This window comes from Candidatus Poribacteria bacterium, assembly GCA_021162805.1.
Classification (GTDB): Bacteria; Poribacteria; WGA-4E; order B28-G17; family B28-G17; genus JAGGXZ01.
Genome location: JAGGXZ010000119.1, coordinates 1 through 20,683, shown reverse-complemented (window position 1 = coordinate 20,683; position 20,683 = coordinate 1). Strand labels below are relative to the sequence as shown.

General features: G+C 54.7%; 23 protein-coding genes and 2 pseudogenes. 12 read left to right on the top strand and 13 right to left on the bottom strand.

The annotated features are described in order from the left end of the window. Window positions 1-183: 183 nt before the first annotated feature. Entirely contained in the window at window positions 184-372 is a 189-nt protein-coding gene (locus J7M22_09305) for a hypothetical protein (protein MCD6506806.1), read from the top strand. Here the strand turns inward: J7M22_09305 and J7M22_09300 are convergent. Further along, window positions 369-665, bottom strand: a complete 297-nt coding sequence (locus J7M22_09300; protein MCD6506805.1) for an MTH1187 family thiamine-binding protein — start codon at window positions 663-665, stop codon at window positions 369-371. The two genes, J7M22_09305 and J7M22_09300, sit on opposite strands and share 4 nt — an antisense overlap. Before the next feature lie 44 nt (window positions 666-709). Between J7M22_09300 and J7M22_09295 the strand changes: the two genes are divergently transcribed. After that, on the top strand, window positions 710-1,588 hold the full coding sequence (locus J7M22_09295) for a DMT family transporter (protein ID MCD6506804.1): 879 nt from the start codon (window positions 710-712) through the stop codon (window positions 1,586-1,588). A gap of 1 nt (window position 1,589) precedes the next feature. On the opposite strand, the gene J7M22_09290 is transcribed toward J7M22_09295, so the two are convergent. Beyond that, window positions 1,590-2,078 carry a Mut7-C RNAse domain-containing protein gene (locus J7M22_09290; protein MCD6506803.1) on the bottom strand — a complete coding sequence of 163 codons (489 nt, stop codon included), beginning with the start codon at window positions 2,076-2,078 and terminating at the stop codon, window positions 1,590-1,592. A gap of 259 nt (window positions 2,079-2,337) precedes the next feature. Between J7M22_09290 and J7M22_09285 the strand changes: the two genes are divergently transcribed. Then, window positions 2,338-2,949, top strand: a complete 612-nt coding sequence (locus J7M22_09285) for a hypothetical protein (protein ID MCD6506802.1) — start codon at window positions 2,338-2,340, stop codon at window positions 2,947-2,949. 180 nt (window positions 2,950-3,129) lie between these two features. On the opposite strand, the gene J7M22_09280 is transcribed toward J7M22_09285, so the two are convergent. The 3 genes from J7M22_09280 to J7M22_09270 form a co-directional block, all read right to left on the bottom strand. Then, on the bottom strand, window positions 3,130-4,536 hold the full coding sequence (locus tag J7M22_09280; GenBank protein ID MCD6506801.1) for a sulfatase-like hydrolase/transferase: 1,407 nt from the start codon (window positions 4,534-4,536) through the stop codon (window positions 3,130-3,132). A gap of 88 nt (window positions 4,537-4,624) precedes the next feature. Beyond that, complete coding sequence (locus tag J7M22_09275; GenBank protein ID MCD6506800.1) at window positions 4,625-4,930, bottom strand: DUF2442 domain-containing protein; 306 nt, start codon at window positions 4,928-4,930, stop codon at window positions 4,625-4,627. A 12-nt stretch (window positions 4,931-4,942) separates the two neighbouring features. Further along, on the bottom strand, window positions 4,943-5,173 hold the full coding sequence (locus J7M22_09270) for a DUF4160 domain-containing protein (GenBank protein ID MCD6506799.1): 231 nt from the start codon (window positions 5,171-5,173) through the stop codon (window positions 4,943-4,945). Between the two features lie 133 nt (window positions 5,174-5,306). On the opposite strand from J7M22_09270, the pseudogene J7M22_09265 reads away from it, so the two are divergent. Beyond that, window positions 5,307-5,723 (top strand): annotated as a pseudogene (locus J7M22_09265) (phage integrase N-terminal SAM-like domain-containing protein). A 56-nt stretch (window positions 5,724-5,779) separates the two neighbouring features. Here J7M22_09265 and J7M22_09260 read toward each other — a convergent pair. The 7 genes and pseudogenes from J7M22_09260 to J7M22_09230 all read right to left on the bottom strand — a co-directional run bounded on the left by J7M22_09260 (window position 5,780) and on the right by J7M22_09230 (window position 13,248). Next, window positions 5,780-6,118 (bottom strand): hypothetical protein, encoded by a 339-nt coding sequence (locus tag J7M22_09260; protein MCD6506798.1) that lies wholly within the window; start codon window positions 6,116-6,118, stop codon window positions 5,780-5,782. After that, window positions 6,087-6,200: pseudogene (locus tag J7M22_09255) on the bottom strand (sulfatase-like hydrolase/transferase). The gene J7M22_09260 and the pseudogene J7M22_09255 overlap by 32 nt, the downstream one beginning before the upstream one ends. Further along, window positions 6,178-6,597, bottom strand: a complete 420-nt coding sequence (locus tag J7M22_09250) for a LamG domain-containing protein (protein MCD6506797.1) — start codon at window positions 6,595-6,597, stop codon at window positions 6,178-6,180. Before J7M22_09250 ends, J7M22_09255 begins: the two are co-directional and overlap by 23 nt. A gap of 31 nt (window positions 6,598-6,628) precedes the next feature. Further along, window positions 6,629-8,020, bottom strand: a complete 1,392-nt coding sequence (locus J7M22_09245) for a sulfatase (GenBank protein ID MCD6506796.1) — start codon at window positions 8,018-8,020, stop codon at window positions 6,629-6,631. Window positions 8,021-8,140: 120 nt separating this feature from the next. Beyond that, window positions 8,141-11,338, bottom strand: a complete 3,198-nt coding sequence (locus tag J7M22_09240) for a hypothetical protein (protein MCD6506795.1) — start codon at window positions 11,336-11,338, stop codon at window positions 8,141-8,143. 70 nt (window positions 11,339-11,408) lie between these two features. Beyond that, window positions 11,409-11,939 carry a hypothetical protein gene (locus J7M22_09235; GenBank protein ID MCD6506794.1) on the bottom strand — a complete coding sequence of 177 codons (531 nt, stop codon included), beginning with the start codon at window positions 11,937-11,939 and terminating at the stop codon, window positions 11,409-11,411. Between the two features lie 535 nt (window positions 11,940-12,474). Further along, window positions 12,475-13,248 (bottom strand): LamG domain-containing protein, encoded by a 774-nt coding sequence (locus tag J7M22_09230; GenBank protein ID MCD6506793.1) that lies wholly within the window; start codon window positions 13,246-13,248, stop codon window positions 12,475-12,477. A 503-nt stretch (window positions 13,249-13,751) separates the two neighbouring features. Here J7M22_09230 and J7M22_09225 point away from each other — a divergent pair. From J7M22_09225 to J7M22_09190, 8 genes are all read left to right on the top strand, one after another. Beyond that, window positions 13,752-13,985: a type II toxin-antitoxin system HicB family antitoxin gene (locus J7M22_09225; GenBank protein MCD6506792.1), complete on the top strand. Its 234-nt coding sequence runs from the start codon at window positions 13,752-13,754 to the stop codon at window positions 13,983-13,985. Further along, window positions 13,982-14,269, top strand: a complete 288-nt coding sequence (locus J7M22_09220) for a type II toxin-antitoxin system HicA family toxin (protein MCD6506791.1) — start codon at window positions 13,982-13,984, stop codon at window positions 14,267-14,269. The genes J7M22_09225 and J7M22_09220 overlap by 4 nt, the downstream gene beginning before the upstream one ends. Before the next feature lie 157 nt (window positions 14,270-14,426). Next, window positions 14,427-14,654, top strand: coding sequence for a DUF1349 domain-containing protein (locus J7M22_09215; GenBank protein ID MCD6506790.1), 228 nt, complete (start codon window positions 14,427-14,429; stop codon window positions 14,652-14,654). A 149-nt stretch (window positions 14,655-14,803) separates the two neighbouring features. Then, window positions 14,804-16,180, top strand: coding sequence for an NTP transferase domain-containing protein (locus tag J7M22_09210; GenBank protein ID MCD6506789.1), 1,377 nt, complete (start codon window positions 14,804-14,806; stop codon window positions 16,178-16,180). Continuing rightward, window positions 16,170-16,463: a nucleotide pyrophosphohydrolase gene (locus J7M22_09205; GenBank protein MCD6506788.1), complete on the top strand. Its 294-nt coding sequence runs from the start codon at window positions 16,170-16,172 to the stop codon at window positions 16,461-16,463. The genes J7M22_09210 and J7M22_09205 overlap by 11 nt, the downstream gene beginning before the upstream one ends. Before the next feature lie 17 nt (window positions 16,464-16,480). Further along, a complete protein-coding gene (locus J7M22_09200; GenBank protein MCD6506787.1) occupies window positions 16,481-17,458 on the top strand; it encodes an ROK family protein in 978 nt (325 codons plus the stop codon). Between the two features lie 50 nt (window positions 17,459-17,508). Continuing rightward, complete coding sequence (locus J7M22_09195) at window positions 17,509-18,033, top strand: SIS domain-containing protein (protein MCD6506786.1); 525 nt, start codon at window positions 17,509-17,511, stop codon at window positions 18,031-18,033. Next, complete coding sequence (locus J7M22_09190; protein ID MCD6506785.1) at window positions 18,026-19,057, top strand: Gfo/Idh/MocA family oxidoreductase; 1,032 nt, start codon at window positions 18,026-18,028, stop codon at window positions 19,055-19,057. The genes J7M22_09195 and J7M22_09190 overlap by 8 nt, the downstream gene beginning before the upstream one ends. On the opposite strand, the gene cysS is transcribed toward J7M22_09190, so the two are convergent. Then, a complete protein-coding gene (gene cysS, locus J7M22_09185) occupies window positions 19,038-20,492 on the bottom strand; it encodes a cysteine--tRNA ligase (GenBank protein MCD6506784.1) in 1,455 nt (484 codons plus the stop codon). The two genes, J7M22_09190 and cysS, sit on opposite strands and share 20 nt — an antisense overlap. Window positions 20,493-20,683 lie beyond the last annotated feature (191 nt).

Here is a 20,683-nt window from a genome sequence, read left to right as displayed (position 1 = left end):
TAAGCATGCGCTTCACCTCTATGAATCCATCAAGAGGGATTGACCACGGATAAGATACGACAACCGATCGGTGATGTCAAGGAGATGGAAATCCATGATATCGCCGGGCTTGACAGGGATGAGCTTTAGTGCTAGAATTTCAACCGCTTCAAATCGAAAACCGCTTTGAGGAGGTCACACTATATGGCCAGAAGTAAGAGCAAAAGGAAGCGCCGGAGACATCAGATCAGACTTCGCCAGAAGAGACGTATGAAGAGGAAGAAACTCGCCCAGAAGTTGGGTATAACCGTTGAGGAGCTGCTCGAAAGGGAGAAATGGTGGCTTCACCCACAGAATGAAAAAACCGAACGGGAACTGGAGGCAGCCTCTTAGAGCTTCTCCATAACGGCCTTGATCTTTTGTTCAGCGGTCATGTGTCTGTCGCGGCGGTCATCTATCTTGATCGTCGTGACAACCCTTCTTACCTTATCCGAGAAGGTAGCCTCGTGCATCAGTCTGGCGACCTTGAACAGATCATCGAGGTCGCCTTCAATTACGGTTCCCATAGGGTTAAGTTCATATTTGAGGCCGCTTTCCCTGGCCGCCCTGACCGCCCTTGCTATGTGTTCGCTGAGGGCTGGGCTATTTGTACCTATCGGCACAATGCTTATCTCCATCATCGCCATCGCTAACTCCTCCATAGGTTAGGTCCATAGGAAATGGTAAACCGATGTTAAAGACAAGATCAAGCCTCCCTTATTTCCTGGCGTTTATCGCGGCGATGTTTTGGTCCACGGTTGCAACCGCCTTCAAACTGGCGCTCAGGGGGTTTTCACCCATTCAACTTCTCCTTTACGCCTCTTCGACTTCCCTTCTCACCCTGTTGATCTTCAACGCCATCCGCTTCAAAGGCAACCCGTTCGTCGGGATAAAAAACGGGATAGTTCTATCGGCTATCTCCGGAATTTTGAATCCGTTTCTTTACTATATGGTTCTCTTCAAGGCATATGATCTTCTCCTCGCTCAGGAGGCACAACCTCTGAATTACACCTGGCCGATAGCGCTGACGCTGATCTCCATACCGATTCGCAGGAGAAAACCAAGCCTATGGGGTTTGCTGGGAATGGCCGTTAGTTTCTCCGGAGTTATGTTCATATCTACAAGGGGAAACCCTTTAAGCTTTCGGCTAAGCGATCCGCTTGGCGATTCGCTCGCCCTTGGAAGCGGTCTGATCTGGGCCGCATATTGGAGTGTGAACGCGGATAGGGGAGGCGATATCGCTCAGAACCTGATGATGAATTTCATCTTCGGTCTCCCTCCCCTCCTTTTAACGGCGCTGATCACAGACAACCTCTCTCCCTTCCCCATTTCCTCATTGGCCGCCTCGATATACAGCGGCATTTTCGAGATGGGAATTACATTCTTGGTATGGAATCATGCTCTCAGCTCCGCAGCGGATGTCTCCCGTATCAGCAATATCGCCTATCTTTCACCGTTCTTCTCCTTGATTTTCATCGGCCTTATCCTCCGCGAAAGGATCCTATGGAGTTCAATCATCGGATTGATCCTGATCGTGGGTGGGATACTCGTGCAGAACCTGAGGCGGTAGATCACGGTTCGATCTCGGCATATCGGCTTATTATCTCCTCGAGTTTCCTGCGCATGTTTTTCACATGTGTTCCTTCCCAGAAGACCTTACCGCACCTAGGACATCTATAGAAACAAACCTGAGTTATATAGACATATGGGGGGACGAGATCCCGAACCTCCCTTTTATCGTTGACCTCCTCTATTAGCACGTTACATTCAAGGCATCTGCTCAGGAACCGTTCCCTTGAGACCTTAAGGTTAAACGTCTCGATGACCTCTTCGAGCTGTTCGAGCGGATCGGTGCTCCTAACCATGAAACACTTGGCTTTTCTCATCAGAAAGTGGCGATCCCGTGTCAGGATGATTCTGTCTTCCTTGATCGCTATCCTGACCAGATCGTCATCGGAGCTGATAGGGTAGAAAGCGGCGTCGAACCCCAACATTCTCAGCCATCTTCCGAGTTTAATGACATTTTCATCAACGACGAATTTAGGCTCAGAGCTGGACATATCTCTCACAGAACCTTTCATAGGGGAATACGAGGTTCCCCGTTTGACAAACCGGGACAGATATGCTAAACCAATTATGGCTTCAGAGTTCCTCGCCTCGTAAGGGGCAAGGTTGCCGAAAGCAGGCGGAAGGCACCGCACGATATAAGAATACAATTAAGTAGGGTTAACGGTCAAGGATCACGCAATTTTGAACTTCAAAGCTCGATGTCTTGGGCTTTCTTCGAGGCCTAAACCCAAAACACAGAAGGAGGGAAGGTTGAGATATCCTATCGCCGTCATAGTCTCTTTTCTGCTGATAGCGCTTATCATCCTTCCAGCTACAGCGGGAACGGATGAATATAAATGGGGTATCGGCATCCAGGGCAACTATCCGCTTTGGGGAGGACTAAGCATCAAATATCTGGGCTTCCACCCGATAGATCTTCTCGTCATAGGCAGAATATATCTGAACAAAAGTGAAAATGACAGCTCCTTCGTCGGGGCGGTTTCATATTCATTGTTGGAAACTAAATACTCGAGAACCTACATCATGATCGGAGGCGGCGGAAGATCTAAGAGGCAGGATTGGCAGGACTGGCGCTATTACCCTAAGAGGGTGATCCCGCCGGATGAATATACTGAACCGATCGTATTGAAGAGATCCGAGAGATCGTCAACTCTCGGAGTAGGGATTATGTTCGGGAACGAGTTCATCCTCTTTTCAAGATATGGCTTCAACCTCGAGTTCGGACAGGGTATAGGCAGAGTCCACGAGAAGGTGGAATATCCCGATCCGAAAGCATCAGAACTCACCGATCTCGACCGCAGGGATGAAGCGTGGTTCCAGTCGTCCTTCGTCTTCGGATTCGGATTTCACGTCTATTTTTAAGTCAAACACCTCCTTCGGCAGCCGTCCGCCCAAACCCCATTTGCCGATAAAGCCCGTGCGGTAACCCGCTTCTCGAAGCAGAACGGGATACGTGATGGCGAAATGCTCCTCGGATAAGGGTTGATCGAAGCGATTGATCCCGTGTCTTCGGGTATATGCGTTCAATACGCATAGCCCACCTCAAAGTTCGCTTATCGGATCGTCCACCTCATGACGCCATCCCGCCAGCCTCTCGGCGAGCTCCTTTTGTATCTTCGCCACCGACTCCTTGCCGTAGAGGTTTCTCTCCTCGCCGGGATCACTTTCAAGATCATAGAGCTCGTTCTCCCCTCCCTCCTCATAATGCAGCACCAACTTCCACCGATCGGTTCGGATCATCCGCATATGAGCCTCAGCTCCATGGTGCATGTCGTAGAGCATGCATATCTCGTTGCGCCACCTGACATGCTCCCCGCCCAGGAGCGGCAACATGCTCATCCCCTCAAGCTTAATTCCTTCGGGCACCTCGCATCCGGCTTCCTTCAACACGTCGAGGAAGGTCGGGAAGAAATCTATCGAGCTGACCATCTCATCGCACACCGTTCCGGGCCCTATGACCTTCGGCCAACGGATGATGAGCGGAACGAGGATCGATAAGTCGAACATGTTCGGACGGCGTGTTCTGGTGCCTATGAACCAGGCGTTGCCCTTCGTCTCCAACCCGTGATGTCCTATCATGTAGCCGTTATCGCCCATGAAGATGACGATGGTGTTCTCCTCTAAATCGAGCTCCTCAAGCAGGTCCAAGATACGTCCCAGATTCCGGTCTATCGAGCTGATGCTGGCGTAATATTCCCGATACTCCCTCTGAAGCCTTTCCTCGGGGAAGTTCTCGACCTTTGGGACCTTAAATCTCTTGCCCTCGTAGTGCGCCATATCTTCTTCAGGGACAGGCGTGTAGGGCATATGCGGCGCGCGGGTGTGCAGGAACAGGGCGAACGGCCTCCCACGGTTTTCGCGGATGAACCTTACGGCATCGTCGGTCAGTATATCCGTCAGATATCCCTCAACCTGCTGTTCCTTCCCGTCTATGATAAGCGTCGGATCTTTGGGCCTGTTCCCTCCGCCCAGGAATCCCATAAAGTAGTCGAAACCCCTATTGAGCGGGTGATATCGCTCCTCCTTGCCAAGGTGCCATTTCCCGATCAGCGCCGTGGTGTAACCTGCCTTTTTAAACGCTTCGGCTAGAGTGGGTTTTTCGGGGTCCATTCCCTCGGTCTCCTGAGGTGAGATCCAGTCGTCAATTCCCACCTGATGGGCGTATAGGCCGGCCATTATCATGGCACGGGAGGGGGAGCAGACGGGAGCCGTGAAGGCACGGGTGAAGAGCATCCCCTCCTTCGCGAGCCTGTCCATATTAGGCGTATGGATGTCCTCGTTGCCGTAGGCGCCGAGGGCCCACTGCGCCTGGTCATCTGTCAGGACGAAGATGAGGTTGGGTTTTTCCATCTTTCTTCTCCTTTCCTCCTTGAAAAAGGTGTCGGATGTGACAACGCCCGCCAGTAGTCCTACCGATGCCGCTAGAAATTCCCTTCTTCCGAGTTTCACCGAATATCCCTCCTAACGACAAAGCTCAGCCGCCCGCCGGAGCGCAGCGGAGAAGAGACGGCTGCAGCGGGGGTTAGGCGGCCCCTACCTATGCGACCTTGGTCCCCGTCATGGCCCATCGCTTTGCCATGCGCTTCATCTCTTCCGCGTACTTCGGCCAGTCGTGCAGCGTCTCCGGATCGAAGTCTGCCCCATTCGGCCAAACAAGAGTGTGCGCCTCCGGGTCGATCTCGACTTGATTGAACAGGCCTTCGTCCCGTAACGGTCCATATAGCGGTCCTTCTAACACCGGGCGAAAGTCAATGACTTGTTCTGTTCCATCGTCGAACACAACTCGCAGCGTATACGGGCCAACGATTTCAAATTCAACCACTCGATAGATTGGATGATTCATTTTCTCCTCCCTTCAGCGAAGTGGAGCTATCTTATAGGGTATCTGGCCGGCCTGTAATCGTTTCCAGTTCTCCAGTAGTTCACCCTGGTGGAGCTCTGCCCATGCTTCCACAAGCCGTTGTTGCTTGCGCGGTAACTCACCGCCAAGCATCTCGATCGGATCGATGCCGTACACTGCCGTGTAATTCTGGTAGTAGGCATGAAAGTGCGGACGATGGTGTGGAACACCTGGCTCCGCATACATGCGAATAATGATACCGAAAAAGCGAGCAAGTTCGGGCAAGACTCTACCTCGTGACAACGCTTGGCAACTTTGTAACCTGATTCGCAGGCCGCCTAACTTGAATTTGGGGGCATTGTAGCACGGGAAAGCCAATATGTCAAGACCTGTCCCCAGAAAGTCATATCAACCCTCATCCCATAACCTCCGACATCCATCCGAGATGGGCACGCCAGAAATGGAAGCCTTCCTCACCCATTTGGCCATCAATGAAAAGGTCGCCGCTTCCACCTAGAATCAGGCCCTAAGCGCCCTCCTTTTCCTTTACCGCGAGGTGCTCCACCAGGACCTGGGGCCTATCAATGCTATACGCGCCAAAAAGCCAAAACGCCTGCCTACCGTCCTGACCAAAAATGAAGTCCATCGTCTCCTCAACCACCTGTCAGGCACTTATCGGCTGATGGCTCAACTTCTCTATGGCTCCGGCCTACGTCTGATGGAATGCCTACGTCTGCGCGTTAAGGACCTGGACTTTGCCCGCCGTACTATTACCGTCCGCGACGACAGAGGGTAGGAGGCCATGCGCAAAGGCCCTTACGTCGTCCGCAGCCCGCTGGACGTCTGAGCTTATCACGGATAAAATCTGGCTTTGAGAATCTGGGGCTCGCTCTCTCCAACTTCGACCATCCGTTCGATCAGCCTCTCTCGAAGCCGGTCTGCCACATCCCGGAACTCTCTCCGTCCCGCCAAGTTCACGAGTTCATACGGATCGGCATAAAGGTCGTACATCTGATACTCCACATACCGATCGCCTGAGGGATCTCTCCCGCCGTTTTTGTCGGGAGCGACGACGCAGTACTTCCACCTCTCCGTCCTTATCGCCCTTCCGACCATCGACTCGCTTATCTGGATGAAGACCTCGTTCCGAAAGGCCGATCCCGTTTCTCCAAACGCCATGAGTGGTGGCATATTGTCCTGTCGTCAGACATGCCCTGGCAGGGCCGCATACCGGCTGGTTGGTAAACGAATTATCTGGAAACCTTAACCCTTCCCCATATCACCGCCAGCTTGCCCGATGGGCGCACCTCGGACAATCCTCCCATGGACTTCTTTATCTCCTCCTGGGATCGAGCTACGGAGGAGATCCGCACCTCATCCACTATTCCGTCCAGAAACGGCGCCTGTCCCCTGCAGATCCATAGGGGATTATTATTCGGTATGATCGTCCCGCCGAGCTTGCCCTCTCCGACGAGCTCGCCGTCCATGTACAGCTTGGCCTCTCCCGAGCTGGAGTCGTATGTGCCCGCCACATGATGCCATGATTTCAGCGGCACATCGCTTTTGCTCTGCACGACCATCTGAGCCCAGGCGCCTTTGGAGCTCGTTATCCTCAGCATCAGCTTCTTGGAGGAGTTCACCCCGACCTTATAGCTGGTCTCCTTCGTCACGCCGTTGCCGCCAGCCGTGGAGTAGTTATTCTTATTTTAGGATTCTCGGATTTTTAGGATGTAACTCCCTTTCACGGGCGTTCCATAGATCTATAAGGCCCAGACGGCGGATGTTCTCATACCACGTAAGCGATTCATCTCCGGTTCGCCTCAGCCATTCACGCAGCATGGACTCCAACTCATCGCGTACGGAGGCGAACTCGGTCGAGTTTATGAGGTTGTTCAGTTGGTAAGGATCAGCATCGTTGTCATACAACACCCATCCCTCGCCGTCGAACCATCTGGCGTAGGTGTACCGTTTCGTCCGAACGCCCCTCCACTCCCTTATTCCCTGATGTAAGCCCTGATCCACTATCACCGGTTCCGTCAGGAACACGGACTCCGGCTCGTCTCCCTCCCTTCCGAGCACGATATGGGAGAGATCCATCCCCTCCATATATCCCGGGATCTCAAACCCCATAAGCCCGAGGAGCGTGGGCGCGAAGTCCACCGTGCTGATGAGCGCATCGTATCTGCGTCCCTCCGGAATCCTCCCCTTCCACCGGATTATGAACGGTATCCGGATCGATTCCTCCCACGGCTGCTCCTTCTTAGCCATACCCTGTGACCAGAGCATATCGCCGTGATCGGACGTGAAGACGACGATCGTGTCCTCGTCCAGCCTCAGCTCCTCAAGGGTTTTCAGCAACCTGCCCATCTGCTCATCCAGCGCTGTGATATGGGCGTAGTAGTGGGCGATGGTCGTTCTCGGGTCTCGCCCTCCCGCGATGTCATTGAAAGGGTGAGGCGGTTTCATCCGGAAGTTCGGCCGGAGCCGGATCTGAGCCGGATCATACAGGGCCTTATACCTCTCGGGCACCTGATCGTAGGGGGCGTGAGGCGGTCCCCATGAGAGGAAAAGACAAAAGGGATTTCCCGCGTTCTCCCTCAGAAATCGGATGGCGAGATCGGTCTGCCCGATCGGCTCGTATCCCTTCAGCTTTATCGGCTCAGGCGTATCGCGGTAGAGTCTTCCGTTGAAGTAGCTGTGGGCGCAGTTCCAGGCCGCCCAGAAGTCAAACCCCCGCCTTCTTGGTCCCGGCGGGGTGAATTTGCCGCGTGGGACGCCGTCGAGATGCCATTTGCCTATGTATCCTGTCCTATATCCCCTATCTCGCAGCAGCTCGGCGATCGTCACCTCCGAAACAGGCAGAGGTAGATCGTTGGCCAGAGCACGATGTGAGAGGGGATATCTTCCGGTGAGGATCGTCCCTCTGCTTGGCGTGCAGACCGGACAATTGGCATAGGCGTGTGTGAAGAGCGCCCCCTCAGAGGCGAGTTTATCCATGTTAGGCGTTCGAACCTGATCGTTGCCCGCGCATCCCATGTCCACCCCGCGCATCTGATCGGCGAACACGAACAGCAGGTTAGGATGCTTACTCATCTTTCCCTCCTCAGGATAAGAGGTGTTTAAGGCGAATTTGGAGAATGTCGCTATCATACCCCCCTTGAGAAGGGAGGTTAGAAATTCCCTTCTCGGGATTTTACGGCTCATCTCTCCTTCTCATTTAAGTAAAACCACACGGCATATCCCCCGATAATCCTTCGTCCTGAGCATGACAAAATAGTCGCCGCTGGCGATCGGCTCGCCGACATCGTTGGTGCCATCCCAACGCACGGATCTCGATCGCGACCGGTAAACCCCCGTCCGGTGATAGCCCAGATTGAATCGCCTGATAACCCTGCCTAAGAGGTCATAGATGATGATGGAAACATCCGACGGCCTACTGAGCTGGTAGGGGATCCACGTCTCCGAATTGAAGGGGTTGGGATAGCAGGGGAGCAGCGAGGTACGCTCAGGAGGAATCGTCTCCAAAAGCCTTTCGAGCACTTCGATTCCGTTTTTGAAGAGCTCAGATCCGTCATCAGCCTCGCGAGCCTCGACGATCCACCTTTCGAGCTCCTCCCTTCTCAGCCCAACCGGCAACAGCGGAGAAGACGGAGCGGCATGATCAGCGGTCTCGTTGATGTGCACCGCCACGATCACGATATCGAAGATATTCACCTTCCCATCGCCGTTCACATCGGAGGACAATCCCTCACCGGATTTCCCCAGATTTCTGCCGACGATCACAATATCGAATATGTTCACCACGCCATCGCCGTTCACATCCCATGGCTTTTCGACCTCGATCTTCACCGTGAAAGACCACGTCTTCTCCGCCGTGTTTCCGAAGATGTCGCTCGCTCTGACGGTAACGGTGTGCCTACCGGCGGAGAGCGATTTCGGCGTATAGGTGAGAACCCCATCCTTAAATAGATACGACACCTTGACCCCATCCAGCAAAAGGAGTATGGAGGAGGTATCCAATTGATCGGTGTTATCCGTGATACGAGCCTGGATGGTTGTCTCCGGATCGGTGAGGATGGAATCGGGTGCGGGGATCAACCCGCCGATATCGGGCGGTGTCGTATCGGAGGTGCCCTCCATAGTTACCCTCCACACCCCTCCGCCGAAGGTGGTTATGTACATCACATCGCTGTTGGAGGGATCGAAGGTTATCCGGTGCGTGTTCATGAACGGGATCACCTTCCACTCGTGCCAGGTCTCACCGTCATCCTCGCTCACGAAGATCCCGTGTGTCCCGGTGGTCAGGAGGACGATATTCGGATCGTTCGGATGGATGACAGGGGTGAAGGTATGGACGTATGACAGGTATTCTGGAGGGAAGTAGACATCCAGTTTGCGCCATGTTTTGCCGCCATCGGTCGTCTTGTAAAGCCCGCCGCCGCCGAGCCGTGGGGCATCCGAGGCGCAGAGATAGATGATCCGGCTGTCCTTAGGATGGACGGCAAAGCCCATAGGCCAGTAGAGGTTAAGGGAGTCAGCTATCGGATGCCATGACTCGCCCCCGTCACGGCTCATCCATAATCCCCCGGGGACGGGAAAGTCCACGCCATCCCGTTTACCGGTGATCAGGCAGAATAAGGTTCCGTCGGGATGAAGCCTTAGTGAGTAAACGTGCATATTTCCCGGATTGCCCAAACCGTTCGACTTTCTCGTCCACGACTTCCCGCCGTCGTCGGAACGATAGACGCCATACCCGAACACAGCGACCCAGAGACGACGGCTTTCAGGCGGCGATTTAGGGTCGATAACTATGGAAACCGCAGGGGCATCGGGAAGCCCTGAGCTGGACGTCCGCCAGGTTCTGCCGAAGTCCCTGCTGACCACCACACCGCCTCCGGCGAGCGGGCCCTCGATGTTGGACCAATGCCCGATATCGTGTTGATCCGACACGGCAGCCCAGATCAACCCCGGCACATCGGGATCGAACGCCAGCTCATAGAAGGTGTTCCGCCACGGCGATCCGTCCGTGCTGTGTTGCCATGTCTCCCCGCCGTCCTCGCTTCTGGCGAAACCGATGTCCGTGTAGCAGATATAATGGATGCTCTCCCTGTGCGGATCGATATAGTAGTTCCAGGTGGTCGTGACCTCCAGACCGACCGAGCTCCATCGTTGGTTTCCGCTGGGCACCCCCTGACCGGGAGCTCGACGGGAATATCCACACTGCCAGGTCTCCCCTCCATCGTGTGTGATGTAGATCTCCCCGCTGTTCGTGTAAGCTGCCACCGACGGGTCGGTCGGACAGATGCCGAATCCCAGCGCATCTCCGCCCCATCCCCAGTTTATATCCCAGACGATCCACCCGTTCTCGACGTTATGTTCCTTGAAGCGCGGATCGCCGTTGAAACAGTATCGCCATGTATCCCCCGCATCATCGCTCCGGTAGACGGTGAAATGATACGGCGGCCAATAGCCGGTGCCGGTATTCGTGACATAAACGGTTTCGGGCTTAGCCTCGCCACAGGCGATGAAATAGTACTGGGCGATCTCCCCCTGCCCGTATTCGTCCTTCAAACCTATCTCCGTGTTGATGCCATCTCCCATGGCGCTTTGCCATGATTCGCCCTTATCGAACGATCTATAGACCCCGCCGGCAAATCTACCGTTGACGATACGACTCGGGATTGTGACGTAAAGGATAACACGCCCGGATTTCAGATCCGCGCCGGCGGCGAAATCCCGGATTTCACCCCAGGGAAGCCCCTCCGTTTTTTCGACCCAGCTTCTACCCCCATCATCGGAACGATATACGCCCCTATCGGTGGCGACAAAGCAGGTTCGATTCCCCGAGGGAGAGGTCGGATCGATGTAAAATCCCACCACCCGCCCGCTCACCCCTTCACAGATCCGCCATGTTCTGCCGCCGTCAGTTGAGCGATAGGCGGAGTCCTCCGTTCCGACCAGCATGAATTCCGGATCTTCCAGATCCGTTCCGATGGCGATTACCTGATTATCCTGCCAGGGAGGATTATCGATGAGCGGACGCCACGTGATTCCACCATCGGTCGATATCCGCAGTGCATTGAAACCGTAGGCATAGATCGTATTCGGGTCCGTCGGGTGAAACGCTATCGGGGTATCCGGCGATCCGCTCATCTGGCGGCCGTCGATCATCGTCCACGTTTTCCCGCCATCTATCGAGCGGTAGAATCCCCCCATGTCACACGAGACGAACATCAGATTTGGGTTATGCGGGGAGATGACGGGACGATACATAGCGCCGCCTCCGCCGAGTCCTAACGGCTCAGAGTGAAACGGAGCATCCAGAAAGCTTCCATCCGTCCTTGTAAGAGACCCGAGACAAAGGATGACGGATGCGATCAGCAGGGATCGTAAGACCGATCTGAGGTTCATAAATCCCTCCGGAATACGCTTTATCTCCTTCCATTTTATTACATCTCCGGGCCGATTGCAAGGTCAGATATTAAGGGAAGGGCTGATATATCGTTGTGTTCATCGCTATCCCCATGATGCTCCAAACGCTTCCGAGGGATAAATCCCCGAGCGCAAGCCCTAGGAAGAACGGAACGGCCTTACGATATTGTCTTAACCCCCCATACTTGAGTATAGCCCACTTTAGGATGAAGCTTGAAAAGAAGCAGCTCCACAGATTATACATCCCCCAGTCCCCGGCCATCGCATAGCCTAGAGGATGAAATGGGAACCAGAGGAATCTGGTCCTCAAAAGCATAAGGACGGTTGATACCAGGAACCCCGCTCCTACAAAGGAGATCCCTATCCTATCAGTTCCCGTCGGATAGCAGATCCAGTTCTGAAGGGTTGTGAACGTTTCCCGTCCGAATCCTAAGGTCCAGGGACCGAAATAACCGGATGAAGCGCCGAATCTGTAGTAGAGATATAGATACTCCCAAAACACCACCATGACGGTAAAGGCGGTGGAGATGAGCATGGCGATGGAGAGCTTCCTCAGACTCAACCCTACTGACCCCGCCATCTTGTAGCCCTCAAGCTGATGTGGCATGGGATGGCTTCTATATGCCCTGTTAAAAAAGCTATAAAGGGCGAAGACGGCAAGCGTCTCGCGCAGCACGTTCCAAGCGCGCCATATCGCGTTCGTACTGCTCGCCTGCCCGTTGTATGTCACGCGGGTCGAGGAGGTAGCTTATGCCATCCGCCGGTGCCCCATTCCCGTGTGCTGCGAGAAACGCCGCGCTGAGCGCGGCCAGCATCAATGCCAACCCTCGGAGGACACGCTGGAGTCGTTCAGGTCGGTTGCTCATAGCAATTCAACTATAAAAACATTGGGGCAGGTCTGTCAAGCCAAGAGGAGACGACGCTTACACGCCCCCGCATTCCCCTGCTGGCTAAATCCGACTGTCACCTGCGGAAGGTTTTTATAGAGACTGGTCACAAGCTTGGGATTAAGGGAAACTCCCCGCCATCGCATAACCTAAAGGATGAAAGAAACCCCTCAGCGGAGGATGAGATGTATCCCCTCATCTGATCTTCTCTCATGGTATATCCATTGATCATCTGTTTTCTTTGATCGCCCCCCAGCTTGTCGCCAACTTACCATTCGGGTCCACGGCGAGCAAGGTTCCTGCGCCTTCCATGAGCTGTTGAATCTCATCCTCCGTGAGAGCTCTTTTAAAGATGGCAACCTCATCTATAATCCCCGACAGAAAACGGTCATAATGTCTCATGAACACCAAAGGATAATCGTTTCCACCGTATTTAGCCTTCCCACTGAGGGGGGCGGAAGCATCCTCCTTCCCGTCGATATACACTTTAACCTTATCGCCTACCTTCATGCCGATCACATGATGCCATTTACCATCGTTAACAGGCGTTTTGCCGTCGGCTATTGAGTTCTGATTGGCTAGATTTCTCAGATACATCGTAATGGTCCCCGTAGGACGGTAATACAGCAGATACCAAGGTCTCGTGTTCGATCTGTCGTGATATCCCTTGGTGATGATAGCCGGTGGCTCAGGCGGTTTTGCCTCCGTTTTAATCCAGACCGCAAGTGTGAAATCATCGTCGAATTCCAGCACGTCGGAATCGGGAATCACAACCATGTCGTCAACTCCGTCGAACTCCATACCTCCACCATACTTGCCATCGACCCATTTGGGTCCGCCTTCGGCTTTGCCGTCATTGCCCATCCCGGAGGAATCCTTCACGGTATCACCCTTCCCTTCATCGAAGAGCCACAGACCTACTAGATCCTCGTTCAGAGCGGCGTAGCCGACATTAAAGCCCAGCGTCAGACAGCAAAGCACACATATTATCCTATATATCATTCTGATACCCCCCTGTTCGTGTTTCGCTCTATTTCCCTTGAGTGTAGCATCTATAGCCAATTGTCCGCCATCCACAGCTCAACCGTCATTTGTTGTCATTAAGTCAAAAAGATACCCGTCGGGTGGGGCTTGAACCCCACCCGACGCCAGAGGGGAGTGTTGCACCCCCTCTGGACTCCCCCGCGTGCGGTTCCCCGCCGCAAGCGACGGGGTTTATTTTCGTAGTAATGTTTCAGTCGTATTTTTTCACGGACTTATCGAGGAGTTTTTTAGGACGTCGAGGCATCTTCCTCATACCTGGCTTATTCTTGACAGGTTCTTAGAGATCGTATATAATTTTGCCGTAATCTTAAGGTTGATTTCAACCGGAAATTCTGGATAAAAGGATTATGCGGAAAAATTTCCGCATAAAATTTTTACCTAGAATTTTCTCCGTATAATCATAAGTTAGGCGGTAGTGAAGGTGCGAACCATTTTGTGTCATACCAAGGGGGAGGTATGCGATGGCGGTATATCGGTTCACGGTGGTGATAGAACCGGATGAGGATGCTTTCCACGCCTATGTACCTGCCTTGCCGGGATGTCACACGTTTGGAGCCACGGTAGAGGAAGCGCGTGCCAATATTGCCGAAGCAATAGCTCTTCACGTTGAAAGTATGTTAGAAAGTGGGGAACCGATTCCCGTTGAAGGTGAACCGGTGTTCATCACTCAATTATCGGTACCGGTGGCCGTATGAGTCCAAAGCTTCCTCGAGTTGATTGTCAGCAATTGATTCAGGCATTGAAGCGTGCCGGTTTTGAGGAGCAGCGCCAACGGGGCAGCCATTTGCATCTTCGCCGGGCAAGCGATGGGAAGCGGGTGACCGTGCCCATTCACAAGGGGCGGATAGTGCCGATAGGTACTTTGCGGGCTATATTGCGTGATGCCGGCATTAGTGTTGAGGAATTCCACGAGCTTCTAAAGAAAGGCCGCCGAACGAGGCAGGGAGGGAGCGGCTTAGGAGGCAAGGCCACCGCCTAACTTCTCACTGCAGCCGACTGCTCCCTCGGCTCGCTTTGTTCGCCTCGGTCGCGGCGGCTGAGCTCGATGCCGTTAGAGCCGCCGGTTCTATGTAGCTGGAAGCAGTGATTGGTATACTGGCTGTGTATGTTACGGTTGCAACGTCAATGGTAGGTTCATTCATCCCGGTATACATCCGTTAGATGCAGATCCTGTCTGGTTTCGTCTTGAGCGGAGGGGAGATCGGTTCACCGGATATGTCAGCTCAGATGGGGAAACTTGGTATCGCTGCGGCTGGGCGGATATCCCAATGGAGGATCCGATCAAGGTGGGCATCCTCGCGCTATGTCCCGAATCGCCGGTGACATCGACGAGGTTCGAGTATTTCAAGGTGTATAGGACTTGAGATGTCGGGCGTCGCAAATAGCCTGCAAATGTAAACTCGTGCCCATGCTGAAGGAGCTGGATCGAGAGGGGATTAAACAGACTTGACGAAAACCTCGAAATTCAGGTATCAATTATCTGTCGGAAATCACGGGATGAGGAGGAGAAGGTGTGAAAACCGCTGTGATCTTGGCCGCTGGGTTGGGGACGAAGGTTTGGCCCTATGGCGAGTTCAGACAGAAATGCACTTTACCCGTCGCCAACACGCCCATGGTAAGAAGGCTGGCGTTGCAGCTGAAGGAGCTGGGATTCAGTAGGTTGATCGTTGTGACGGGCCATTACAGGCAGCAGGTTCAAGGGACCTTAGCGGATATCGAAGGGGTGGAGTTCGTAACCCAGTCCGATCCCTCCGAGGGAAGCGCAACCGCCGTGCTCACCGCCCTGCCGACCGGAATCGATGAGGAGTTCTTAATCGCTTATGGGGACGTGGTCACGGCTGATGAAAACCTGAAAAAGCTCATCCAGTCCTTCGAGAGCTCTGATGCTGAGGCCGCCGCTTTGGTCCAAAGGCTCGATCGTGAAAGGCCTAACGACTGGATCTGCGCCGGGGTGTCGGGCGATAGGCTGACGGGTCTTGAGGGACATCCCCGCGGCGGATCATATCGCGTCTGTGGCATATATGCCTTCAAACCCTCCGCATATGAGTATATCCGCAGGAATCCGGGGATCTTCACGCGCGTGCCCGTCGGCGGCATGCCTCCCCCTGAGGCTGAGCTGGCTCAGTCGGTGCAGATCATGTTGGACGAGGGGAGAGACGTCCTGGCGGTGGAGTGTGATGAGTTCTTCGTGGATGTGGATAAACCCTGGCATCTGTTGGAGGCAAACGGCAGGCTGGTAGATTACATGGCCAGGAGGATCGAGGAGGATCGGATAGCTTCCGGAGTGCGGATCCACGATTCGGCCGAGATAAACGGCAGGGTGATCCTGGCCGAAGGCACGCGTATCGGACCGAGGGTCGTCATAAACGGCACGCTGATAGCCGGCAGAGACAACAACATCACCAACGGCGCCATCCTCAACGGCAGGATATTCGTCGGGGATGGATGCCGTATCAGCGATTACTCCCTGGTCACAGGGCATACCTCGATAGGCCATAGATGCATAATCGGCCACGGAGCGGAGATGTCAGGCGTGCTGATGGATAAGGTCTATCTCTATCATTATTGCGAGATGTTCGGGGTGTTCGGCACGGCGACCGACATAGGTGCGGCAACGGTGTGCGGGACGCTGAGGTTCGACGACGAAGATACCGTCCATCGGGTTAAGGGGCGGCCAGAGGTGCCGCCGATAGGCGCAAATGCCATATATATGGGCGAGTTCTGCCGCACGGGCGTCAACGCCATCATAATGCCGGGGTGTAAGATCGGCTCATATAGCATCATCGGGCCGGGGGTTATCCTCTACGAGGATGTGCCGAGTAAGACCATGGTGCTAGCTAAACAGGAGCTAATCAAAAAGGAATGGGGGCCGAAAAGATATGGATGGTAGGGTCAGAGGGATAAAGGAGTTTCAGAGGCTGATAGAGGAGATCTATTTCGACCGCGATAACCGCAGAGGCGTCGAGGGAACGTTCGTCTGGTTCGTCGAGGAGGTCGGCGAGCTGGCGAAGGAGATCAGAAGACGGGATAGGGAGAGGCTTATGGAGGAGTTCAGCGATGTCTTCGCCTGGCTCTCCACATTAGCGAGCCTCCTCGACATAGATCTGGAGGAGGCCGCGCAGAGATATGCCCGCGGCTGCCCGAAATGCGGGAAAAAACCCTGTCAATGTTGAATTTCGGAGGATGTGATATGACCGGAAGATATGTGATAGGGATGGATATAGGTGGGACGAAGCTGGCCGTGGTGGTTTCCGACCTTCAGGGCCATATCGTCCGCAAGATCAAAAGACCCACCGAGGCACATAAGGGTCCGGATCACGTCATCGGCAGGCTCTTCGATATGACGCGCGAGCTGATGAGAACGGCTAAAGTTGAGGTGGATCAGGTCGTCGGGATAGGCGTCAGTTGCGGCGGACCTCTGGATACCAGGACGGGGATCATCTATTCACCTCCGAATCTGCCCGGGTGGGATGCCATACCGCTTAAAAGCAGGATAGAGGAGGAGTTCGGTATACCGGCGATAATCGAGAACGACGCCAATGCCGGCGCACTGGCGGAGTGGATGTTCGGTGCGGGAAGGGGATACAACTATGTCGTTTACATGACGATGGGAACTGGGATCGGCGGCGGGATAGTCATCGATGGGAAGATCTACCACGGCGCAAACGACACGGCGGGTGAGGTCGGCCATCAGATCCTGATCCCCGACGGCCCCCTCTGTGGCTGCGGTAAGAGAGGATGTCTCGAAGCCCTTTGTTCCGGCCCCTCCATCGCCCGCAGGGCTCGAGAGGCCGTCCGGGAGAACCCCGACACCCTGATCCTCAAACTGGCTGGCGGTGAGATCGAGGATATACGAAGCGAACACGTGGTGGAGGCAGCTCGAAGGGACGATCCGCTGGCGATGAAACTGATAGAGGAGACAGCCTTCTACATGGGATGGGGAATCGCCAACATGGTCAACATCCTCAACCCCGAGGTGGTCATAATCGGGACGATAGCCGTCGCCGCCGGAGACCTGTTGCTGGAGCCGATAAGGCGAAACGTCAGAAAGATGGCGATGGAGAGGGCAGCAAGCATAGTCAGAATCCTGCCCGCCCAGCTCGGGGAGTACGTCGGCGATCTGGCTGCCGTAGCGCTGGTGATAAACAGCATGAAGGAGGGAAAGTGATGGAGGAGATCATAAGAGGTTACATCGAGGAGCTAAAGTCGGCCCTGGATATGTTGCCGATAAAGGTCATCCGTCAAGCCGTGGAAGTGATGCTGGAGAGCTATAGGAAGGGTGGCACGATCTTCGTGGCGGGGAACGGCGGCAGCGCATCCACCGCTTCACACTTCGCATGCGATCTCGGCAAGGGCACCGCCGTGGAGGGCAAGCCTAGGCTGAGGGTGATCAGCATGGCGGATAACCTGTCGCTTTTAACCGCCTGGGCGAACGACGTCTCGTATGAGGCGATCTTCGTCGAGCAGCTTAAAAACCTGATGCGTCCCGACGATCTGCTCATAGCGATAAGCGCCAGCGGCAATTCCCCTAACGTGCTCAGGGCGGCCGAATATGCGCGTCAGTTGGGATGTAAGGTGATAGGCCTGACCGGTTTCGGTGGAGGGAAATTGGCAAAGCTGGCCGATATCGCTATAGTCGTCGAAAGCGACAAGTATGGTCCGGTCGAGGACATCCATCTGGTCCTCGACCATATCATGCGTCGTTGTATATACCATGCCTTGAAGGAGGAGGATAATGCCTGATAAACTCAGAGGGATAGTCGTCGGACTCGGCGGCAGGGCTCGAAGCTGGGTGAACGTATGCGCCAGGAGTTCCGACGTGGAGCTTGTCGGATATGTAGAGCCTGTGGAGGAGAGACGACGGGCCTACGCCGAGCAGTTTCAGATCCCCGAGGATCGCCTCTTCGGCTCCCTTGAGGAGGCCATGAACTCGGTCGAGGCCGACTTTACCCTCGATGTCACCCCACCTGCCGTGCATGAGGAGATAGCCACCAGATCCTTCGAAGCCGGGCTGCACGTGCTGGAGGAAAAGCCGATGAGCGACAGGTTTGAGGCGGCCAAAAGGATGGTCGAGGCGGCCGAAAAGGCGGGCAGGGTGTTCATGATCACCCAGAACTACAGGTTCGGCCCTGTGCCGAGAACCACCAGAAGGTTGCTCGATGAGGGCGTCATAGGCACCCCGGAGGTCGTATCGGTCGGGTTCTATAGACCCTGGGCCACGAGGCCCGGAACACACTACACCACGATGCCATATCCGCTTTTAACCGATATGGGCATACACCACTTCGATATGCTGAGATACGTCCTGAACAGAGAGCCGATCGAGGTGCAGGCCTGGACCTGGAACCCCTCATGGGGCTGGCACGCGGGCGACGCGGGACACGCCGCTGTGATCAGGTTCGAAGGAGGACTTATCGTCACGCATCATGCCCTGGGATGCAGCGTCGGCAAACCCTCGCCATGGAACGGCGAGTGGAGGATAGAGGGGCCTGAAGGAAGCCTAACCTGGGAGGATGACCGCATCTTCCACACCAGATCCTTCCCCCGTGAGAAGGCGGAGAGAAGGGAAATACCCTTGGATAAGCTTGCCCTGACCGGCCAGGACGCCATCCTAGCCGAGTTCGTCTCCGCCATCAGGGAGAAGAGGGAACCGGAATGTAGCGGCAGGGATAACCTCAACTCGCTTGCCATAGTCTTCGCAGCCATCCGCAGCGCGGAGGAGAAAAGGGCGGTAAGGATAGAGGAACTCAACGGGCATGCCCGTTGAGCTTCCATATCGTGCCCTCTCTGGTATCCTCGAGCCTGATTCCGAGCTCAGAGAGCCTGTCTCTGATCTTATCCGCCGTGGCCCAGTCCTTGCGCATCCTCGCTTCATGTCTGATCTGGACGATCAGATCCAGGAGCTTGGAGATCAGGTCGGTCTGAGGCAGGCTCTCTTCGGAGAGGCCGTATATCCCCAGCACGTCTCCGCTGATCTCCCTTAACCTCTCGTATCCCGTCCAGAGGAGCCTTCTGCCGTTATCGGTGAACCTACCCTGATTTGCGGCCATGAAGGTATTGGCATCGCCGACGAACTCAAATATCGCCCCGATCGCCCCGGCCGTGTTGAAATCGTTATCCATCTCGGCCTTGAACCTCTCAAGCAGTCTTTCGATCGCCTCTCTGAACGATCTCTCTCCTTCCGTCAGATCCTCCTCCGTTATCTCCCCTTCCAAGCCGAATCTCATCATGTTATCGAGGCAGTTTTGAAGCCTTGAGACGGCGTTCATCGCCTCCTGAAGGCTTTCGTCGGTGTAGTTGAGCGGGCTGCGGTAGTGAGCCGAGAGCAGAAACAGCCTTATAGCCTCAGGTCTATATTGCTCCAGCGCATCCCTGACGAATATGAAATTCCCCTCCGATTTGCCCATCCTTTTGCCGCCGATCCTCAGGAAGGCGGTATGGAGCCAGTATCTGGCGAAGGGTTTCCCGGTCGCCGCCTCGCTCTGGGCGATCTCGTTCTCATGATGTGGGAAGATCAGATCGCTGCCGCCGGCATGGATGTCCAGGGTCTCGCCGAGATGTTTCATGGACATCACCGAACACTCTATATGCCATCCCGGCCTGCCCTTACCCCACGGGCTATCCCAATACGGCTCACCGGGCTTAGCGCTCTTCCAAAGGGCGAAATCCTCGGGATTCCGCTTCCGCTCGTCAACCTCCACCCTTGCGCCGGCCATCGTGTCCTCCCCCTTCCCCCTACCGGAGAGCTTCCCGTATTCGGGGAAAGATCTGACGTCGAAGAACACGTCCCCATCGACCACATAGGCATGCCCTTTCTCGATCAACCTCTCTATGAGCCGGATCATATCGGGGATATGCTCGGTGGCTTTAGGGGAGACGGTGGGAGGTTTAATCCCCAACCTGGCGCTATCCTCAAGGTAGGCCCTGGTGTACCGTTCGGCTATCTCCTTCGGGGAAACGCCCATCTCGTTGGCCCTGTTGATTATCTTATCGTCTATATCCGTGATGTTCTGGACATATCTGACCTCATAGCCTCTGTATTCCAGGTATCTTCTGACCACATCGAACACGACGAAGGTGCGGGCGTTGCCGATGTGGAAATAATCGTATACGGTCGGCCCGCAGCAATACATCCGGACCTTGTTCTCCTCTATCGGGATGAACTCCTCCTTCCTCCTCGTGAGCGTGTTATAGATCATCAGGCTCATCTCTTCACCTGGTTCCTCAAACTGTATTAAACTGACCTATCTGCCGATTGAGGAACCTCCCTCCTTTCTATCACATTGCGGCAGATAGACCAGGGCTCCCGGCCGCTCTATGAGCCGAAGCCTACCAACGGATACCGGATAATTGTCCGAGAACGAAAACCGACACTTCACTACCTTGCGGGATG